The sequence below is a fragment of the Pedobacter soli genome (assembly GCF_900101435.1).
Classification (GTDB): Bacteria; Bacteroidota; Bacteroidia; order Sphingobacteriales; family Sphingobacteriaceae; genus Pedobacter; species Pedobacter soli.
This window is the reverse complement of the sequence record NZ_FMZH01000011.1, coordinates 20,984-41,738: the sequence shown is the minus strand read 5'-3', so window position 1 is coordinate 41,738 and position 20,755 is coordinate 20,984. Positions and strand designations below refer to the sequence as shown.

General features: G+C 39.3%; 22 protein-coding genes. 20 read left to right on the top strand and 2 right to left on the bottom strand.

The window, feature by feature from the left end:
* Window positions 1–44: 44 nt before the first annotated feature.
* The 18 genes from BLR37_RS19995 (at window position 45) to BLR37_RS19910 (ending at window position 17,212) form a co-directional block, all read left to right on the top strand.
* Window positions 45–629: a gluconate 2-dehydrogenase subunit 3 family protein gene (locus tag BLR37_RS19995; RefSeq protein WP_090771720.1), complete on the top strand. Its 585-nt coding sequence runs from the start codon at window positions 45–47 to the stop codon at window positions 627–629.
* Between the two features lie 23 nt (window positions 630–652).
* Window positions 653–2,353 carry a GMC oxidoreductase gene (locus tag BLR37_RS19990; RefSeq protein ID WP_208599699.1) on the top strand — a complete coding sequence of 567 codons (1,701 nt, stop codon included), beginning with the start codon at window positions 653–655 and terminating at the stop codon, window positions 2,351–2,353.
* Window positions 2,354–2,527: 174 nt separating this feature from the next.
* Entirely contained in the window at window positions 2,528–3,685 is a 1,158-nt protein-coding gene (locus tag BLR37_RS19985; RefSeq protein WP_090771718.1) for a Gfo/Idh/MocA family protein, read from the top strand.
* A 9-nt stretch (window positions 3,686–3,694) separates the two neighbouring features.
* Entirely contained in the window at window positions 3,695–4,747 is a 1,053-nt protein-coding gene (locus BLR37_RS19980; protein ID WP_090771716.1) for a sugar phosphate isomerase/epimerase family protein, read from the top strand.
* Window positions 4,748–4,835: 88 nt separating this feature from the next.
* Window positions 4,836–5,219, top strand: a complete 384-nt coding sequence (locus BLR37_RS19975; RefSeq protein WP_090771714.1) for a c-type cytochrome — start codon at window positions 4,836–4,838, stop codon at window positions 5,217–5,219.
* 32 nt (window positions 5,220–5,251) lie between these two features.
* Window positions 5,252–6,709: a Gfo/Idh/MocA family protein gene (locus BLR37_RS19970; RefSeq protein ID WP_090771712.1), complete on the top strand. Its 1,458-nt coding sequence runs from the start codon at window positions 5,252–5,254 to the stop codon at window positions 6,707–6,709.
* A gap of 53 nt (window positions 6,710–6,762) precedes the next feature.
* Window positions 6,763–7,443, top strand: coding sequence for a 3-keto-disaccharide hydrolase (locus tag BLR37_RS19965; RefSeq protein ID WP_039477355.1), 681 nt, complete (start codon window positions 6,763–6,765; stop codon window positions 7,441–7,443).
* Between the two features lie 217 nt (window positions 7,444–7,660).
* On the top strand, window positions 7,661–8,902 hold the full coding sequence (locus BLR37_RS19960; protein ID WP_039477352.1) for a nucleoside permease: 1,242 nt from the start codon (window positions 7,661–7,663) through the stop codon (window positions 8,900–8,902).
* Between the two features lies 1 nt (window position 8,903).
* Window positions 8,904–9,794 carry a hydroxypyruvate isomerase family protein gene (locus BLR37_RS19955; RefSeq protein WP_090771710.1) on the top strand — a complete coding sequence of 297 codons (891 nt, stop codon included), beginning with the start codon at window positions 8,904–8,906 and terminating at the stop codon, window positions 9,792–9,794.
* 44 nt (window positions 9,795–9,838) lie between these two features.
* Window positions 9,839–10,678 carry a sugar phosphate isomerase/epimerase family protein gene (locus BLR37_RS19950; RefSeq protein ID WP_244154714.1) on the top strand — a complete coding sequence of 280 codons (840 nt, stop codon included), beginning with the start codon at window positions 9,839–9,841 and terminating at the stop codon, window positions 10,676–10,678.
* A 7-nt stretch (window positions 10,679–10,685) separates the two neighbouring features.
* Window positions 10,686–11,558 carry a sugar phosphate isomerase/epimerase family protein gene (locus tag BLR37_RS19945; RefSeq protein WP_244154713.1) on the top strand — a complete coding sequence of 291 codons (873 nt, stop codon included), beginning with the start codon at window positions 10,686–10,688 and terminating at the stop codon, window positions 11,556–11,558.
* Window positions 11,559–11,796: 238 nt separating this feature from the next.
* Window positions 11,797–12,786: an aspartate-semialdehyde dehydrogenase gene (locus BLR37_RS19940; RefSeq protein WP_090771703.1), complete on the top strand. Its 990-nt coding sequence runs from the start codon at window positions 11,797–11,799 to the stop codon at window positions 12,784–12,786.
* Window positions 12,787–12,825: 39 nt separating this feature from the next.
* The gene (locus tag BLR37_RS19935) at window positions 12,826–13,443 is read left to right on the top strand and encodes a CDP-alcohol phosphatidyltransferase family protein (protein ID WP_244154712.1); all 618 of its coding nucleotides are present in this window, start codon (window positions 12,826–12,828) and stop codon (window positions 13,441–13,443) included.
* Window positions 13,444–13,581: 138 nt separating this feature from the next.
* The gene (locus BLR37_RS19930) at window positions 13,582–14,706 is read left to right on the top strand and encodes an ATP-binding protein (RefSeq protein ID WP_090771699.1); all 1,125 of its coding nucleotides are present in this window, start codon (window positions 13,582–13,584) and stop codon (window positions 14,704–14,706) included.
* Between the two features lie 21 nt (window positions 14,707–14,727).
* The gene (dacB, locus tag BLR37_RS19925) at window positions 14,728–16,137 is read left to right on the top strand and encodes a D-alanyl-D-alanine carboxypeptidase/D-alanyl-D-alanine endopeptidase (protein WP_090771697.1); all 1,410 of its coding nucleotides are present in this window, start codon (window positions 14,728–14,730) and stop codon (window positions 16,135–16,137) included.
* 27 nt (window positions 16,138–16,164) lie between these two features.
* Window positions 16,165–16,524: a hypothetical protein gene (locus BLR37_RS19920; protein ID WP_090771695.1), complete on the top strand. Its 360-nt coding sequence runs from the start codon at window positions 16,165–16,167 to the stop codon at window positions 16,522–16,524.
* Window positions 16,525–16,598: 74 nt separating this feature from the next.
* Entirely contained in the window at window positions 16,599–16,835 is a 237-nt protein-coding gene (locus BLR37_RS19915; protein ID WP_090771693.1) for a hypothetical protein, read from the top strand.
* Window positions 16,820–17,212, top strand: coding sequence for a type II toxin-antitoxin system VapC family toxin (locus tag BLR37_RS19910; protein ID WP_039477333.1), 393 nt, complete (start codon window positions 16,820–16,822; stop codon window positions 17,210–17,212). The genes BLR37_RS19915 and BLR37_RS19910 overlap by 16 nt, the downstream gene beginning before the upstream one ends.
* Window positions 17,213–17,226: 14 nt before the next feature.
* Here the strand turns inward: BLR37_RS19910 and BLR37_RS19905 are convergent, their stop codons facing one another.
* Window positions 17,227–18,354: a hypothetical protein gene (locus BLR37_RS19905; RefSeq protein ID WP_090771691.1), complete on the bottom strand. Its 1,128-nt coding sequence runs from the start codon at window positions 18,352–18,354 to the stop codon at window positions 17,227–17,229.
* On the bottom strand, window positions 18,354–18,986 hold the full coding sequence (locus tag BLR37_RS19900; RefSeq protein ID WP_090771689.1) for an ABC transporter ATP-binding protein: 633 nt from the start codon (window positions 18,984–18,986) through the stop codon (window positions 18,354–18,356). Before BLR37_RS19900 ends, BLR37_RS19905 begins: the two co-directional genes overlap by 1 nt.
* Window positions 18,987–19,006: 20 nt before the next feature.
* On the opposite strand from BLR37_RS19900, the gene BLR37_RS19895 reads away from it, so the two are divergent.
* Together BLR37_RS19895 and BLR37_RS19890 are read left to right on the top strand one after the other, a co-directional pair.
* Window positions 19,007–19,570, top strand: a complete 564-nt coding sequence (locus BLR37_RS19895) for a GNAT family N-acetyltransferase (protein ID WP_208599698.1) — start codon at window positions 19,007–19,009, stop codon at window positions 19,568–19,570.
* A gap of 74 nt (window positions 19,571–19,644) precedes the next feature.
* A complete protein-coding gene (locus BLR37_RS19890; RefSeq protein ID WP_090771687.1) occupies window positions 19,645–20,493 on the top strand; it encodes a DUF2911 domain-containing protein in 849 nt (282 codons plus the stop codon).
* The last annotated feature ends 262 nt before the right edge of the window (window positions 20,494–20,755 follow it).

The window sequence follows — 20,755 nt, the reverse complement described above, 5'->3', positions numbered from 1 at the left end:
TCATTCAACACATAACATAACCAATATATAAAACCATAAATACGATGCATAGAAGAGAAGCACTCAAAAACGTTGCATTTTTGCTGGGAGGAGCAATCTCGGCAAGTACAATGGGCGTTTTATTCGAAAGTTTTACGCTCCCGGAAAACGAAAAAAACTTCGTACAGTATTCTATTGAGGATGAGAAGATTTTTGCTGAATTTGCTGATATCATTGTGCCAACCACACAGTCATCTGCCGGTGCCAAAGCTGCCGGATTAGGTAAATTTATACCAATGATGATGAAAGACTGTTATCCTGCTACCATGCAAACTTCATTTGCAAATGGATTTAAAGCCCTTCAGGCTAAATCGATGAAAGATTTCGGTAAACCTTACATGGCCTTAACCGTTGCCGACCGCAAAAAGTTAATGGCCGATTTAAGAACCATCGCCATTGCGCAAAAAGAAACTAAATCAGAAGACAACAAAGATTTAGCTTATTTCTTTGTTACCGCACGCGATTTAACTTTATTAGGCTATTACTCTTCCGAAATTGGTTGCACCAAAGCAAGAGCTTATGTTCTTGTTCCAGGCCGCTACGATGGCAATACTACCTTAAAGCCAGGCCAAAAATCTTGGGCTACCTAACATCAAAACAACGACAAAACATCATGAATTTAAATACAAATTTAAAAGCAGAAAATACTTACGATGCTATTGTTATAGGATCGGGGATTAGTGGCGGCTGGGCTGCAAAAGAACTTACCGAAAAGGGCTTACGTGTTTTGATGCTCGAAAGAGGGATGAACATTGAGCACATTACCGGTTACGAAACTGCAATGAAAAATCCATGGGATTTTAAACATGCAGGTAAATTAACGGAAGAACAAAAACGTACCCACCCGGTACAAAAAAGAGATTACCCTTACCAGGAAGCGAACGAAAAATGGTGGGTAAACGATCTGGAATGCCCATATACCGAAGATAAACGTTTCGATTGGTACCGTGGCTTTCATGTGGGTGGTAAATCGCTGATGTGGGGCCGTCAGAGCTACCGTTTAAGCGATCATAACTTTGAAGATAATGCAAGAGATGGTCACGGAAGCGATTGGCCATTGCGTTATGCAGAACTTTCGCCATGGTATGATTATGCCGAGCGTTTCGCTGGCATCAGTGGTTCTAACGAAAACTGGCCAACTTGTCCGGATGGACAATTCTTGCCGCCAATGGATTTAAACATTGTAGAAAAATCGGTAAAATCACGTATAGAAGAACATTATAAAAGAGAACGGATTATGATGATTGGTCGTGTGGCTAACCTTACCGTTCCGCATAAAGGCCGTGGCAATTGTCAGTACAGAAACTTATGTAGCCGCGGTTGCCCGTTTGGTGCATATTTCAGTACGCAATCTTCTACCCTGCCTGCTGCAATGGCTACCAAGCGTTTAACGTTAAGGCCATATTCTATTGTAAACCATATCATTTACGATAAAGACACCAAAAAAGCTAAAGGTGTAATGGTTATTGATGCACAAACCAACAAAACAATGGAGTTTTATGCTAAAATTGTTTTCGTTAACGGGTCTACTTTAGGTTCAACATTCATTTTGTTAAACTCTACTTCAGAAGCACATCCAAATGGTTTGGGTAATGGTAGCGGTCAGTTAGGTCACAACTTAATGGATCACCACTTCCGTTGCGGTGCATCAGGCGAAGCCGAAGGTTTCGACGATAAATACACCTATGGCCGTCGTGCAAATGGTATTTACATTCCAAGGTATCAAAACATCGGAAACGATAAACGCGGTTATCTGCGTGGTTTTGGTTATCAGGGTGGTGCCAGCAGATCGAACTGGCAAAATGATGTAGCCGAATTATCGTTTGGTGCCGATCTTAAAGAAAAAATGACCAAACCAGGCAAATGGAGCATGGGTCTGGGTGGTTTCGGAGAGATGTTACCTTACTACGAAAACAAAGTTTACATCGATCACAACAAAAAAGACAAGTGGGGACAACCTGTATTGGCGATTGATTGCGAATACAAAGAGAACGAGAAAAAAATGCGTGTGGATATGATGAATGATGCAGCTGAAATGTTAGAAAAAGCAGGCATGAAAAACATCAAAACCTACGATAATGGTTGCTACCCGGGTATGGCTATCCACGAAATGGGTACTGCCAGAATGGGTAACGATCCTAAAACATCGGTACTGAACAAATGGAACCAGATGCATGAGGTGAATAACGTTTTCGTAACCGATGGATCGTGCATGCCTTCTATCGCTTGTCAGAACCCTTCATTAACATTTATGGCGTTAACAGCACGCGCTGCAGATTACGCTGTAAAAGAATTAAAGAAAAAGAATATCTAGAAAAGGTTTAAAACTGAGGTGTAAGGTTTAAGGTAAAAGGCGTAAGGTCTTATCTCCTAATCCCTACACCTCAAACCTTATAAAAACAACATCTAAATAGGGAAAAGGCTTAAGCGTTAAGGTATAGGAAATTTACCCTAAACCTTACACCTTACACCCCACACCTTTTATAACATGAAAAGAAAATTAAGAATGGGCATGATAGGCGGTGGAAAAGACGCCTTTATTGGTGCTGTACACCGTTTGGCCGCTAACATGGATGGCCTTATTGAATTAACTGCCGGAGCTTTAAGTGTAAACCCTGAAATCGGGTATGAATCCGGAAAACTGCTTTTTCTTCCTGACAACCGGATTTACAGCAATTACGAAGAAATGCTGACAAAAGAGAGTGAATTGCCAGCTGATGAAAGAATTGATTTTGTAACCATTGTTACCCCAAATTTTGCCCACTTTGCACCTGCAATGATGGCATTGGATAAAGGTTTCAATGTGGTAATAGAAAAACCAATGACTTTAACCTTAGAAGAAGCTAAACAGCTACAGGCTAAAGTAGAAGAAACCGGTTTAACACTTTGTTTAACCCACACCTATTCTGGATACCCAATGGTTAAGCAAGCCAAACAAATGGTACGCGAAGGCGAACTGGGTGCTATCCGTAAAATTGTAGTAGAATATCCTCAGGGTTGGTTAAGTACGCTTTCTGAGCGCGAAGGTAATGCACAGGCAGCCTGGCGTACCGACCCTTCTAAAACCGGAAAAAGTGGTAGCATGGGCGATATCGGTACGCATGCTGCGCATCTTGCCGAGTACATTTCTGGCCTAAAAATTTCAAAAATCTGTGCTGATTTAAACATTGTTGTACCCGGAAGAGCTATTGATGATGATGGTAACGTATTGTTAAAGTTCGATAACGGTGCTAACGGCGTATTGGTAGCCTCGCAAATTGCCGCTGGCGAAGAAAATGCATTAAAAATCAGGGTTTATGGCGAAAAAGGTGGTTTAGAATGGCACCAGATGGAACCAAATACCCTTATTGTAAGGTGGTTAAACGCACCTGCACAAATTTACAGAACGGGTAATGGTTACATGGGTAGCTTTGCCAAACACAATACCCGCACACCAGGTGGTCACCCGGAAGGTTATTTAGAAGCATTTGCCAACATTTATAGAAACTTTGCATTAACTGTAAATGCAAAATTAAATAATGAGCAACCTACAGCAGAAATGCTCGATTTCCCGGGCACCACAGATGGTATCAGGGGAATGGCATTTATCGAAAATGTAGTGGCTTCAAGCCAATCAGATCAAAAATGGTTCGACTATAAACTATAATCATCCGGCATGACAACAATAAAAGGACCCGCTGTATTTTTAGCACAGTTTATAAGCGACGAAGCACCGTTTAATTCACTTGATAATATTTGCAAATGGGCTGCAGATTTAGGATTTAAAGGTATCCAGATGCCAACGCTCGATGCCCGCTTTATCGATCTTAAACAAGCAGCTGAGAGCAAAACCTATGCTGATGATTTAAAAGGTAAAATCGCAGCTCATGGTTTAGAAATAACCGAATTATCTACCCACTTACAAGGTCAGCTGGTTGCGGTGCACCCTGCTTATGATGACTTATTTGATGCTTTTGCACCAAAAGAAGTACATAAAAACCCAAAAGCCAGAACGGAATGGGCAGTACAACAAATGAAGTACGCGGCCAAAGCATCGCAAAACCTGGGCTTAAACGCTCATGCGACTTTTAGTGGTTCGTTATTATGGCAATATTTTCACCCGTGGCCACAACGTCCTGCTGGTTTGGTAGAAGAAGGCTTTGCCGAACTGGCTAAACGCTGGACACCTATTTTGAACGAATTTGACCAATGTGGAGTAGATATATGCTACGAAATACACCCCGGCGAAGATTTATTTGATGGTGAAACATACGAAATGTTCCTTTCGGCAGTAAATAATCACCCACGGGCATGCTTATTGTATGATCCATCACACTTTGTATTGCAACAGTTAGATTATATTCAATACATCGATTTTTATCACGAAAGAATTAAAGCCTTTCATGTTAAGGATGCAGAATTTAATCCGACTGGGAAACAAGGTACTTTTGGTGGTTACCAAAGCTGGGCAAATCGTGCAGGCCGTTACCGCTCGCCTGGCGATGGTCAGGTAGATTTTAAAACCATTTTCAGTAAGCTGGCACAATACGATTTTAAAGGTTGGGCCGTTATGGAGTGGGAATGCTGCATTAAAAATCAGCAGGATGGTGCGCGTGAAGGTGCCGAGTTTATTAAAAAGAACATTATCCATGTAACCGATAAAGCATTCGACGATTTTGCAGCATCGGGTAGTGATAGTGCTTTCAATAAAAAAATATTGGGACTATAACATTAAAAAGCAATGAAACCTGGATAAGCAAAACAAATTAATTTTACCGCTTATGCCAGCCCGAATACGAATAAAAACAAAACACACAATGAAAAAAACATTTTTAATTTTAGGCGCTGTGGTCATTTTTATGGCGTCTTTCACGAAAGCAGATTTAGCGAAAGAGAAAAGTGCAGTTGCTACAGCAACTATGGCAAACCATGCTTTTCAATCAAACCCGGGTGAAAAACTGATCAATAAAAACGACTGTTTAGGCTGCCACAACAAAACCAATAAAATTATTGGCCCTGCTTATGTAGATATTGCAAAAAAATATCCTGCTACAGAGAAAAACATCAATATGTTGGCTGATAAAATTATTAAAGGTGGTACCGGAGTTTGGGGTAACATGCCAATGACTGCACATGCTACACTTAAAAAAGATGATGCAAAATTAATGGTAAAATATATTTTGTCTCTTAAAAAGAAATAATTTAACCTCATTAGCAAATCGATTTACCTCATATGAAAACAGAGCAAGAAAATAAAAACACGAGTAACCGTCGTGATTTTATTAAAACAACAGCTATCGCTGCTGCTGCATTTATGATTGTTCCGCGCCATGTTTTGGGCGGTCCGGGTTATTTAGCGCCAAGCGACCGTTTACTGGTTGCCGGTATTGGTGTTGGCGGTAAAGGCCAGAGTGATTTAGATATGTTTTACAAAAGTGGAAAAGCAGATATCGCTTTTCTGTGCGATGTAGACGATCGTCGTGCTGCCAATAGCATAAAAGCTTTCCCTAAAGCCAAATACTATAAAGACTGGCGCGAAATGCTGGATAAGGAGCATAAAAACTTCGATGCGGTTTCTGTTTCCACTCCTGATCATAACCATGCCATCCAGGCTTTAGCGGCCATGCAACTGGGTAAACATGTGTATGTTCAAAAACCCTTAACGCATGATATTTATGAGGCCCGCATTTTAACTGCAGCCGCAAAAAAATATAAGGTAGTTACGCAAATGGGTAATCAGGGGGCATCAAATGATGGTCCGCGCCAAATGAAAGAATGGTACGAAGCCGGTTTAATTGGCGATGTACATACTGTTTATGCTTGGACCAACCGTCCGGTTTGGCCTCAGGGTATTCCATGGCCAACTAAAAAGGCCGAAATTCCAAAAGAATTAGACTGGAATTTATGGTTAGGAACTGCCCCTGAAAAAGATTTTGTTGATAAACTGGTTCCTTTTAACTGGCGTGGCTGGTGGGATTACGGAACAGGTGCATTAGGCGATATGGGCTGCCATTTAATCGAAGCTCCTTTCAGTGTGTTAAATTTAAAATACGCTAAAGAAGTTGAGGCGAGTGTGGGCTCTGTGTATGTTGATGAATTTAAACGCGGTTATTTCCCGGAAAGCTGTCCGCCATCAAGCCATGTTACGTTAAGGTTCCCTAAAACCGAAAAAACCAAAGGCGAAGTAACCTTACATTGGATGGACGGTGGTATCCAGCCAGAGCGTCCGGAAGAACTGGAAGCCAATGAAACTTTTGGTGATGGTGGCAACGGTACCCTATTTATCGGAACCAAAGGTAAAATGATGTCTGAAACCTACAGCGCCAATCCAAAATTATTGCCGCTAAGCAGAAATAAGGACATTAAGGTTAAACCTAAATATGCACGTGTACCTGATGGTGCCAATGGCCATTACAAACAATGGGTAGAAGCAGCAATTGCAGGTTACGGTAAGCAGGAAGTAAGTTCGCCATTCGAAATTGCAGGCCCTTTAACCGAAGCTTTATTAATGGCTAACCTTGCAATCAGAAGTTTCGACATCCAGAAAACGGTAAACGGTAAGGTAACCTATCCGGGCAGATACACTAAAATGCTTTGGGATAACGACAACATGAAGGTAACCAACTTTGATGATGCAAACCAGTTTGTAAAACGCGAATATCGCAAAGGCTGGAATAATTTAACACTTTAATAATTACAAACCTCGTAGGTTTTTAAAACCTGCGAGGTTTAATATAAAAAAACATGAAAAAAATCTTTCTTTCTGCTTGCATCCTGTTAGCAGTTACACAAATATCAAAAGCGCAAAAAGGCTTTAAACCATTGTTTGATGGTAAAACTACAACCGGCTGGCACACTTATAACAAAACTACTGTCGGCAGTGCATGGCAGGTACAAGATGGTGCATTGCATTTAGATTTAGCTACCAAAGGAAAAGATGGTGGTGGTGATTTGGTTACCGATAAAGAATACGGCGATTTCCATTTAAAATACGAGTGGAAAGTTGCACCAAAAGCAAACAGTGGGCTTATTTTTTATGTGCACGAAGAGCCTAAATACCATGCAACTTACTCTACTGGTTTAGAAATGCAGGTAATTGATAACGATGGTCACCCTGATGGTAAAATTACGAAACACCGCGCGGGCGATTTATATGATCTTGTAAAAAGTTCATCAGAGCCTGTTAAAGCAGTTGGCGAATGGAACAAAGCTGAAATTATCAGCAAAAAAGGTAAATTAACCTTAATCCTAAACGGTGTTGAAGTTGTAAAAACTACCCTTTGGGATGAGAGCTGGAAAAAAATTGTAGCAGGCAGTAAATTTGCTACCTGGGAAAACTGGGGAACATTCAAAACCGGTAAAATTGCATTGCAAGATCATGGTGATGAGGTTTGGTACAAAAATATCTCTATAAAAGAACTATAATAGAGGTAGAAGGTGTAAGGTTGAAGGCTAGAGGTTTCCTTTCATGCGCCTTAACCACATAAAGGTATAGGGTTGAAAGGATTTTCTTTCTTTTGCTCTAACCCGACACCTAAAACCTTAAAAATAATAAGGCAGGGCGTAAAGTAAGGCCGAAGATTTATATCTTTAGCTTACCTTACGCCTTAAACCGTAAACCTAAAAACCTTATATAAACCAAATGAATAACACTACTCGCTTTAAACTTTCTGCCATGATGTTCCTGGAATTTTTTATCTGGGGCGCCTGGTTTGTTACCCTTGGTACTTTCTTAGGAAATAACTTAAAAGCTACAGGTGCCGAAACCGGTGCTGTATTTTCTACTCAATCGTGGGGTGCAATTATTGCCCCTTTTATTGTTGGTTTAATCGCCGACAGGTATTTTAATGCAGAGCGCATTTTAGGTGTTTTACACATTATCGGCGCTGTATTGATGTACCAAATGTACAATGCAACCGATGTTAGCGTATTCTATCCTTACGTTTTAGGTTACATGATTTTGTTCATGCCTACCCTAGCCCTGGTAAACTCTGTTTCTTTTAATCAGATGAAAGATCCGGAGAAAGAATTTTCTTCTATCCGTATTTTCGGAACCATTGGCTGGATTGCTGCTGGTTTATTAATCAGCTACTTCTTCCACTGGGATTCAAAAGAAGGCACAGAAGCAGGCTTGCTAAAAAATACTTTCCTGATGGCTGGTATTGTTTCTTTAGCTTTAGGCTTGTTCAGCTTTACTTTACCTAAAACGCCACCGAAAGTTTCATCAGATGAAAAAATTACCATTTCGGATGTATTGGGTCTTGATGCCTTAAAATTATTAAAAGACAGGAACTTCCTGATTTTCTTTATCTCTTCAATCCTGATTTGTATTCCATTGGCCTTTTATTACCAGAATGCAAACCCATTCCTTTCTAATATTGGTATGGATAACCCAACTGGTAAAATGACTATCGGTCAGGCTTCAGAAGTGTTATTCTTATTGTTTATACCTGTATTTTTTAAACGTTTCGGCTTTAAAATGACCATTTTGGTAGGTATGCTGGCATGGGCTGTACGTTACGCCCTCTTTGCTTATGGTAACGCCGGCGAACTAAGCTTCATGCTGATTTTAGGTATTGCCTTACACGGGGTATGCTACGATTTCTTCTTTGTTTCTGGTCAGATTTATACCAACTCTAAAGCGGGCGAAAGATTTAAAAGCTCTGCTCAGGGTCTAATCACTTTAGCTACTTACGGTGTAGGTATGTTAATCGGTTTTGCTGTTGCTGGTAAAATATCTGATGCTTACAAAGCAGTAGATGGCACCATGGACTGGAAAATGATCTGGATCATTCCTGCTGGTATTGCCCTGGTTGTATTTTTGCTTTTTGCATTAGTATTCAACGATAAAACAAAATCGGAAGTAGAAGCTAAAACTGTTTAATATGGCCTCAAAAATCAACAGAAGAAATGCATTAAAGAACATTGTTGCAGGTACTGCGGCAGTGGGTGTTTCTTCAGGACTTTCAGCCCTCGCAATGGATAAACCAGAATCAAACGAGCCGCTCAGGCTAAAAGGAAATATTAACCATGCGGTATGTCGCTGGTGTTTTAGTAGTTTCGATGTAGAAGCACTTTGCGTTGAAGCCAAAAAAATTGGGATTAAAGGCATTGATCTGGTAGGTCCGAAAGACTGGCCTACCTTAAAAAAACACGGTTTGGAATCGACCATGTGCAATGGCGCCGAAATTAACCTGGTTGATGGTTTTAATGATGAAAAATTCCATGAAAAGCTGATCAAAAACTATACTGAAATGATTCCGCTTGTGGCGGCTGCCGGTTATAAAAACCTGATCTGCTTTAGCGGTAACCGCCGTGGCAAAGACGACGAAACCGGATGGAACAACTGCGTAAAAGGACTTAAACAATTAATCCCATTGGCCGAAAAACACAATGTGGTATTGGTAATGGAGCTTTTAAACAGTAAACTAAACCATAAAGATTACCAGTGCGACAGAACCTCGTGGGGTGCTGAGCTTTGCAAACGTTTGGGTTCAGAAAACTTCAAATTGCTTTACGATATTTATCACATGCAAATTGATGAAGGGGATGTAATCCGAAACATCAGAGACTATCACCAATATATTGCACATTACCACACCGCTGGCGTACCTGGTCGAAATGAAATAGACGATACCCAGGAGTTGTATTACCCTGCAATTATGAAAGCCATTGCCGAAACAGGCTTTAAAGGCTACGTTGCACAAGAATTTATACCTAAACATGCAGATAAAATAGCCTCGTTAAAAAAGGCAGTTGAGATCTGCGATATTTAATCTACATTATGATATCAAGAAGAAATTTTATAATAAACAGCAGTATGGCTGCAGCAGCAGCACTACTGGTTCCATCATTTGTATTCGCGGCTGCTGATAAAAGAGCAGTTGGTTTGCAGCTGTATTCCTTAAGAGATGAATTGCCAAAAGATGTAAAAGGAACCATTGCAAAAATTGCCAAAGCCGGCTTCAAAGAAGTAGAAACCTATGGTTTTTCGATCAAAGATCAGTTCTGGGGTCTAACACCTGCTCAGTTTAAAAAACTGCTTGATGATAATGGATTAAAAGCCCCAAGCGGCCACTATGGTTTAGGAAGTTATTTAAGCGACGGTAACACTACCGAATTGAAAGCTGCAATTGCTGCTGCTAAAGTACTTAAGAGCGAGTATGTAACCATTCCATGGTTGGATTCGGGTATCAGAAAAAATGCTGAAGATTACAAGAAAATTGCCGCACGCATAAACGAAGCCGGTAAAATGTGTAAAGCTGCAGGTATCCGCCTGGCCTACCACAACCACAATTTCGAATTCGACAAAATTGGCGATACTACTGGTTACGAAATTCTGTTAAAAAATACCGATAAAAAATTAGTTGATTTCGAACTCGATTTATATTGGGTAGTACGTTCAGGAAACGATCCTTTAAAATTGTTTAAAGAAAATCCGGGCCGTTTTACCATGTGGCATGTTAAAGACATGGATAAAGCTAACCCAGCCTTAAATGCAGAGGTGGGTACTGGTTCTATTAATTTCAAACCGATTTTTGCCCAGGCAAAACTTTCGGGCATGAAACATTTCTTTGTAGAGCACGAAACCAATTACAAACCAAATCCAATGGCTTCGGTTGCAGCAAGCTGCGCTTATATTAAAAAGGAAATTATTTAATTTTTAAATGATGAATTCAAGAAGAACATTCTTAAAGCAAGCAGGACTAGCTGCCGGAGCAGCCTTACTGATTCCCTCTTTCGCATTCGATAAACCCAAGAAAAATATCGGTTTACAACTTTATACACTACGCGATGAATTACCAAAAGATGTAAAAGGTGTTATCGAAAAGGTAGCTCAGGCTGGGTACAAAGAAGTAGAAACCTATGGTTTTTCTAATGGTAAATTCTGGGGTTTAACTCCAAAAGAGTTTAAAGCACTTTTAGATGCAAACGGATTAAAAGCGCCAAGCGGTCACTACGGTATGGACGATTTTGTTAAAACCGGAAAAACCGATAAATTAAAAGCAGATATCGAATCATCGGCAGCTATTGGTGGTAAATACTTTACCATTGCCGGTGCACATGTTGATATGAGTAAAGGCGCAGATGGCTTTAAACAAACTGCCGAAAACTTTAACAAAGTTGCCGAAATTGCAAAAGCATCAGGCTTAAAATTTGCCTACCACAACCACGATTTCGAATTTAAAAAATTAGGTGATACCACTGGTTACGATGTTTATTTAAGCGAAACCGATAAAAACCTGGTTAACTTTGAAATGGATTTATACTGGGTAGTACGCTCAGGTAACGATCCGCTGGCTTTGTTTAAAAAGTATCCAGGCCGTTTCCCGATGTGGCACGTTAAAGATATGGACAAAACCAAACGCGAGTGGAATACCGAGGTAGGTAATGGTTCAATCGATTTCAAAACCATTTTTGCACAGGCTAAACTTTCGGGCATGCAACACTTCTTTGTTGAGCACGAAACCAATTATAAACCCGACCCAATCGGTTCTATTAAAACCAGTTGCGACTACATTAAAGCCAACCTGGCATAAACTTATCACAACCTTGCAGGTTTTCCATACCTGCAAGGTTTACTCTCCCCTTCCAGCTCGAAGCTGTACCTCACCTGATTTCTATTATATTTTCTTCAAAAAACCATATTATTTATTGAGAAAATAATATTTCTGCCATTAAAAGCAAATTAAATTGGTAACAATAGGGATATAAGCTTAATTTTTAGCATATTTGGGCTTACATCAAATGTTTAATAAAATATAATTAAAATTTAAAATGAAAGTAGCAGTAGTGGGTGCCACCGGTTTGGTAGGTACTGTCATGTTAAAAGTATTGGAGGAAAGAAATTTCCCTTTAACAGAGTTAATTCCCGTAGCATCTGAGAAGAGTGTTGGTAAGGAAATTACTTTTAAGGGTAAGAAGTTCCCAATTGTTAGCATGGATACCGCTATTAGCATGAAACCGGATATCGCTTTATTTTCTGCCGGCGGAAGTACCTCTTTAGAGCATGCTCCACGCTTTAAAGAAGCCGGAACTACAGTAATCGATAACTCTTCTGCATGGAGAATGGACCCAACCATTAAATTGGTTGTACCTGAGGTTAATGCGCACGAGCTTTCTATCGATAATAAAATTATTGCCAACCCTAACTGTTCTACCATTCAAATGGTAGTGGTTTTAAAACCTTTGCACGATAAATATAAAATTAAACGTGTAGTGGTATCAACTTACCAATCGGTTACCGGTACCGGCGTAAAAGCTGTAGAGCAGTTAATGAACGAGCGTAAAGGCATTGATGGTCCTAAAGCTTATGCATACGAAATCGACTTAAACGTGCTTCCGCATATCGATGTTTTCACCGAAAACGGATATACTAAAGAAGAAATTAAGATGATTAAGGAAACGAACAAAATCATGAGCGATGATAGCATTAAAGTTACCGCTACAACCGTTCGTATTCCGGTAATGGGCGGTCACTCTGAGTCGGTTAATATCGAGTTCGAAAATGATTTCGATTTAGCAGAAGTACGCAGCATTTTAGAAAAAGCGCCAGGCGTTATCGTTGTTGATGATGTGGCTAATTTAAAATACCCGATGCCTAAAGATGCACACGAAAAAGACGAAGTTTTTGTAGGCCGTATCCGTAGAGACGATTCAGCACCTAAAGCTTTAAACCTTTGGATTGTTGCCGATAACCTGCGTAAAGGCGCTGCTACCAATGCGGTTCAAATTGCAGAATATCTGATTCAAAAAGAATTGGTTTAATCAATATTACAGGCCCCGATCAAAAATCGGGGCTTTTTTATGCGCGCTCCATTCATGAAAAATATCCCTATTGCTTTAATTTACTCCCGCCTGTTAATTGGTTTTGCAATAATTCTGCTCAGTATTTTTCAAACTGCTTACTACCCCGCGTTAGCCATTACCCTTTTATCTGTTGGTTTATTAACCGATGTTTTTGATGGCATCATTGCCCGCAGGCTCAATATCTCATCCGAAAAATTAAGGCGTTTAGATTCAAGCATTGACCAGGTATTTTTCATTTCAGTGGTTGTGGCTACTTACATCCAATGTCCTGATTTTTTTAAAGACAATCTGGTTAAGCTCATTGTTCTGCTTGCATTTGAAGCTTCAACCTATTTGGTAAGTTATCTTAAATTTAAAAGAGAGATTGCAACCCATTCCATTGGGGCCAAAATATGGACCCTCATTTTATTTGCCACCCTGGTTGAGGTAATGGCACACTGCCAGTCGGTTGTATTGTTTGAGCTTTGTCTTTGGGTTGGTTTGGCCACCCGTTTAGAAATTCTGGCTATTGTTTTCACGCTCAAAAAATGGACAAATGATGTCCCCACCATTTACCATGCAGTAAAACTCAGGAAGGGAAAAGAAATTAAACGGAATAAGCTGTTTAACGGATAGAAGCTAAAAACATATAATTTAGCGATTATAATCACCAAATTATATGTAAAAAAGAGATCGTAATCACTAAATTATATATAATTTAGTGATTAGGCTGATATTTTACTATATTTGTGAGGGGAGATAAAATGTAGCAAAATGATTATAAGAAACCTACAGGCTCATATCGAATCTAAATTTTTTAAACGAAAAGCCATTATCGTTACCGGTGCCAGACAAGTTGGCAAAACTACCTTGTTAAAGCAGCTAGTAAAAAAAACAGAATTACCTTTTGTATTCTTAAATTGCGACGAAGCTAACGTTCGCACCACATTAACCGATATTAGCATAGAGCGGTTAAAATCGATTATTGGTACAAATAAAATTATTTTTATTGACGAAGCACAACGCGTAACCAATATCGGTTTAACCCTGAAGCTGATTGTAGATAATTTTACCGACGTACAGCTTTTGGTTACAGGCTCCTCTTCTCTGGATTTAGCACAGGGCATAAAGGAACCACTCACCGGAAGGAAATTTGAATATCACCTCTATCCTTTCTCGGTAGCTGAACTTATTGACGACACCAATATACTTGTCGAAGAACAAGCATTAGAAAAAAGATTAATATATGGCAGTTATCCCGATGCGATAAATTATCCTGGTGAAGAAAAAGAATTACTGTTAAACTTAACTAACAGCTACCTTTTTAAAGATATTTTTTCGCTTACTGGCATTAGAAAACCTCTACAGCTAGAGAAATTAGTACAAGCCTTAGCACTTCAAATTGGCAACGAAGTTTCTTATACAGAGCTGGGGCAAATGATAGAGGCAGACAAACTAACAGTTGAGCGCTACATAGACTTATTAGAACAATGCTTTGTTGTATTTAGATTAGGCGCATACAGTAGCAACTTACGTAATGAAATTAAAAAAAGTAAAAAAATATATTTTTATGATACAGGCGTGCGTAATGCCATTATAGAAAACTTTAGTGCAATTGGGCTAAGACAGGATACTGGTCAGCTTTTTGAAAATTATATTGTTTCAGAGTACATTAAGGCCAATAACAACAAAAGAAAAATGGCAAAATATTATTTTTGGCGTAGCTTTCAGCAACAGGAAATTGATCTGGTTGAAGAAATTGATGGGAAGATAAATGCAATAGAAATAAAATGGAACGAGCATAAAAAAGTAAAGTTCCCCTCAACCTTTTTAGCTGCATATCATACCAGCGAAACCCACGTTATAAATAAATTGAATTACACCAGTTTTCTGGCATAAATAATACCCACAACATTAAAAATGAAATTTTTAAAACTCCTTTTTATTCTCCTGGCTCTTTCTTTTACACGAACTTTTGCGCAGAACAGAATCCAAAATATTGAGAAAGCTTTCAACAACCTCCTTAACGATGAACAGGCCAAACATGCCCTGGTATCGCTTTGCGTGTTAGATGCCAATACCGGCAAAACGCTTTTTGCCCATAACGAGCAGATTGGCCTTGCCACAGCTTCGACCTTAAAAACTATTACCGCAGCCACTGCATTTAGTGTTTTAGGCAAAGATTTTCAGTATCAGACTACCTTGGCTTATTCGGGTAACATCACTACCGATGGAACCTTAAAAGGTAACCTGATTATCATTGGGAACGGCGACCCTACATTGGGCTCCTGGCGCTACCAAAACAAAGAAAATGCAGTTTTAACGCAGTGGGTAGCTGCCATAAAATCGGCTGGCATAAAGAAAATTGAAGGTGCCATCATTGGTGACGACCGTATTTTTGGTACCCAAACCACTCCCGAAGGCTGGGTTTGGCAAGACATAGGCAACTACTATGGTGCAGGCACTTCCGGGCTGGCGTGGCGCGAAAATCAGTTCGATATCCACCTTAGACCTGGCAGCAGTACAGCCGATGAAGTAAAAATCGTAAAAACTGTTCCGGCTACGCCCTATGTTCAGATTGTAAACGAGTTGAAAACCGGCGCTCCTGGCACTGGCGACAGAAGTTATGCTTTCCTCCCACCCTACAGCAATGTGGCTTACCTTCGCGGCAGCTGGGGAATGGGAATTGGTAAAACAGGTATTTCGGTTGCTCTACCAGATCCCGCTTTCGACTGTGCATACCGTTTGCAGGATACGCTAAAAAGATTGGGTATAACCACCAATCAGCAGGCTACTACTACCCGCCTGATGGCTTTAAATAATCAGCCTGTTCCGGCGGTAACGCAAAAAATAAGTACCATCAGTTCTCCTACCCTGAGCGAAATGGCCTATTGGTTTTTAAAGAAGAGTATTAACCTGTATGGCGAAAGTTTATTAAAAACCATTGCCTCAAAATCGGGAAAGGAAGCCAGTACCGCAAAAGGTGCTGAAGCCGAAATTGCTTTCTGGACCAACAAGGGCATAGAAAAATCGGCATTGAACATTATCGATGGTAGCGGGCTTTCGCCGGGCGACAGGATTACAACAGCAGCTATGGCCAGCATTTTATTTCAGGCACAAAAAGAGATCTGGTTTCCCGATTATTACAAAGCCTTTCCAGAATATAACGGAATGAAAATCAAAAGTGGCACTATAAATGATGTTTCAGCATTTGCCGGTTACCATACCGATGCCGCCGGGAACAAATATATTGTGGTGATTAATATCAACAACTATAGCGGAAGCGGCATCAATAAGAAATTATTTAAGGTACTGGATGAATTGAAATAAAGACTTAAAGCTAAAAAAACGCATCTGATGGTACATTTTATTAAAAACCTGCAAACAGTTGATGGATTGATTTCGAACCTTTATAAAGATATTACTGTTGAAGAAATGACGACAAAGATTACCGACCTGTTTGATCTACAGGGCTACAAGGTAATTGACCAGCAATTCGGCAATTTAATTTTAGAAAAAGGTAACCGTACAAAAAGACTCCTGCTGGGTGCTTTTGCAACCTATTATAAATTTAGTGTAACCATGGTCTCAGACAGCGATAACGAACTTACGGTAAATGTTTTTCAGCAATCGAGTGGTATGTCTGGCGGCTTAATAGGTATGAAGCAGGTTAAAACCGAGTTAGCTCGGCTAAATTTTATATTTGCGAATATTTAATTGCTTTAAGCTTCCTTATGTAGACTAAAAATCAGCAACTTGATTAAATTTTTAATATTTTGTATTTTTGATCTATGGAAATAACGATCGATATTGGTTATGAACAATTGCTTGCAGCGATAAGAAAACTTCCTGCCGCAAAAATCGAACAATTAAAATCGGTTTTAAATGACGAGTTTATTGAGCAAAAAGCTTCTAATGACTTATCAGATTTTCAGGATTTTTTACTCAAAGCTCCTATTATGAGCAAAGAGCAATATGAAAAACACAAAAGCGACAGAAAAAACTTCAATTCATGGAGAATGGAATAGTCTGTTTAGACACTTCAATTTTAATTGATTTTTATAGAAAGCAAATAAAAGAGAAAAGTGCTTTTTATAAATTAACTAAAGTCTACAAACTTTTTGCCGTGTCGATCATTACTGAATATGAAATTATGATTGGCGCTAAACCAGACGAAATAGTTTTTTGGAAAGCCTTTTTCGATAAAATAACTATACTTCCATTTGATAAAGATGCAAATGATAAGGCCATAGAAATCACCAGATACCTTAAGAATAAAAACACTTTAATTGAAATTCCAGATATTTTTATTGGCGCAACAGCTTTATCCAGAAACATAAAAATAGCTACATTAAATAAAAAACATTTCGAAAGAATTATGAATTTAGAATTGATTGCTTTGTAAGTTAACCATCTCAATCAATCTAAAACACTATCATTCAAAAAATTGATTTTGAATATTAACCACGCCACTACCACATTTACAGGTACCAGTATCAGCCCTAAGCCAAACAGAATAAACAAGTAAGAGAAGAAAAACTGACAGAAAACCAAAATCAAAAAAGTTTTAACCTGCATTTTATCCAGTAAAAGAAAACTCCTGAACAACAGGATGACTGAAAATGCAAATGCAATCAGCAACAGAGCAGTTAGTGTGTCAAAGCGCGTCAAAAGCCAGCATATTTCGGGAAGCAGTAAAATGAGATAGTTTAAACCAAAGCTAAAAAACACTTTTACTTTAGGGATAGGGAAATTAGCGAGGAAAGACAAATAACGATCGTTAAAAAGCTTTTCCTGATAAATAAGCACAACATGGGCTACAACCACGCAAGAAGTAATGAGCATGAGTAACCTGAAATTATCTTCCAGATCTGAAAAAAGGATAAAAACACTAGAAATTAAGGCCCACGAAAGTAATTTAGTTAACAGGTAAGGCAGCTTAGCTTGGTTAAATACCTGAAATACATACAATAAAAAACCAGGTTTATTCCATTTCCTGCTGATCCTGATCAACCAACTAAATTTACTAGCTGCGATTAAACGGTTATTTTCTTTCAAACAGATGTAAGCGCAGCCCATAATGAGCAACAGCTGGAAACACAAAATACCAATTGAAATCAGATAATAACCAAATACGAGCCCGATAATGCCCGCATATAAGGTATAACACAATACAGGGATAAATAAGTAAACCTGCACTTTACACCAAACTGTAAACTGCTGCCTTTTAGGACAAGTGGTAAAACTATAGTACAAAAACTCCTGCTGTGGTAAGGCAAACTGGCTTAATACGTATTGCAACCCTTTATAAGCATACAATACACTTGCCATCAGATAAAAGCCCATTATTAAGGGGTTGCTTACCAAACTGATGGTAAAGAAAAACTGCCAGAAATCAATCTGATCAGGCATTACTGTACCCAATGTATTGATAAACAAACAATAACTCACCAACATGACAAAAACAAACAGCAGCATACCGGCATGGCTCCGGTAAAATCCGTCGACAAATATTTTTCTTAAAGCCAGGTTTGAAAGCTGCAGCATTAAAAGTTCAGGCTTAGTTTTTTGTCTCCAATATTAATTTGCTTTAGTCCGGACAGTTTTACCTCATCCAATGACTGGTGCGAGGACAAAAGAAAACTAATCTGCTCTTGTGCGTGTTTTTCATTAATCCAGCGATAGAGTACCTCCAGCGAATCAGCGTCAAGCGCATTCAACGGTTCATCCAATAAAATCAACCTGGGCTTTCCTAAAAAGGCGAGTACCAGCGAAAGCTTTTTCAGCATACCACTTGAATAAGAACTTAAAGGATTATTTATATACGCTTGCATCCCCATTTCGGTAAGCAATGCTTGCGCCTGATCCACACCTGCACCTTTAACTTTAGCAAAAAGACCGATCATTTCTGCTCCTGTTAAAAATTCAGGAAATAAAGGTTCGGCTGCAGCAAAATTGACCAGCTTCCGATAGGCAACTCCATGATTTTTTAAGTATGTGGTACCAATTGCAATATCGCCTTGAAAAGACAGTATGCCAGCTATTGCCTTTAACAGCGTGCTTTTTCCAGATCCATTGCTTCCTTTTATCCAGAAAACTCCGGCAGGAAGTTTAATATTAGCTATCTTTAAAACCTGATGGCCGAAATAAGATTTTTCAAACTGACTGAAGTGTAGCATAAAACCATTTTATTTTCGACTTGGATTTTGATAAAAAGTTACAAATCGTGCCCATCCAAACTGAACCTTATACCATGCAACTCGTTTTACGCCCTTTTTCACTTACTGATGTTGATGACCTGGTAAAACATGCCAATAATTTCAACATATCTAAATACCTAACCAATAAATTTCCCTTTCCATACGCACAAAAAGATGGCGAAGGCTTTATTCAATTTGCTTTAAGCCATCAGCCTTTACAGGTTAAAGCTATAGTGGTGGATGATGAAGTAGTGGGATCAATTGGGATACACCAACTGGCCGATATTTATAGCAAAAGCGCAGAAATAGGGTATTGGATTAGTGAATCTTACTGGGGGAAAGGAATTGTGCCGCAGGCCGTAAAAGAAATGCTAAAGTATGGTTTTGAGACTTTTGATATCGACCGGATTTTCGCGCGTACTACCCATACCAACCTGGCCTCGCAACAGGTGCTGAAAAAAGCAGGTTTCATTTTCGAAGCAGAGCTGAAATCGACCATTTTTAAGCACGGTGAATATTTTGACGAGCGGATTTTTGGTTTCCGCAAGCATCAGCTGGCTTAAACCAAACAGTTAAAAGATCTTGCTAAAACCGAAGCTTTATCCGTAAATTAGTATAAACCAAAAACAACAAAACCATGAAATTATTTAACAAAGCTGTAGCACTGCTAATCGTGCTATTGGGCCTGGCCAATTTAACCAGTGCGCAAGGTTTAAAAATTCCGCAACCCAGCAGTGGGCAAACCATTACACAAGATTTTGGCTTAGGTAAAATTACCTTAACCTACTCCCGTCCGAATGTTAAAGGGCGCACAATTTTTGGCGGTATGGAGCCTTTAGGGGTAGTTTGGCGCACAGGTGCCAATGCGGCCACACGTATTAAATTTACTGAAGACGTTAAAATTGAAGGTAAAGATCTGCCTGCAGGTGAATATGGACTGTTTAGTATTCCCGGTAAAAAAGAATGGACGGTTATTTTTAACAAAATTGCCGATCAATGGGGAGCTTACCAATATAAGGAAAGCGATGATGTATTGCGTGTAACGGTAAAAACCACCCCTTTAAAAGATAAAGTTGAAACCCTTACCATGCAATTTGGCGATGTAACCGAAACTTCTGCCCAGCTAAATGTAATGTGGGAACATAGTGCTTTCGCTGTAAATATTACTACTTCTATTGATGAAAAAGTAATGGCCAATATTGCTGAGGCGATGAAAGGCGAAAAGAAACCTTATTTTGCCGCTGCACAATACTACTTCCAAACTGGCAAAGATTTAAAAACAGCTTTAGCATGGATGACTGAGGCAGAAAAATCTGATCCAAAAGCGCCCTGGTTTAAACTATGGAAAGGCCGTATTCAGTTAAAAATGGGTGACAAAGCGGCTGCAATGGCTACCGCACAACAAGGAATTGATGCTGCCAAAGCACAAAAAATTGATGAATATGTTCGTCTGAATACTGAACTTTTAGCACAAGCAAAGAAATAATAAACGTCACCATCTAACTAAATTCTATCAGTCGGTTTGACGCCGACCGATAGAATTAGCTAATTTTTATATTGCATTAAGATTGCCAGTCAAGCTGGCAATGACGGGTTAGCTTAAGGAGCTACATAAAGATCTTTACTGGCTGGCATTCCATCAGATTGTTATCGGATAAAGGCAACAATATTAATGAAATATGTTTCTCCCTTTAAAATATCGAAGCCAGGTAAATAAACCCGATCCGATAGCTATCGGATGAAACGAA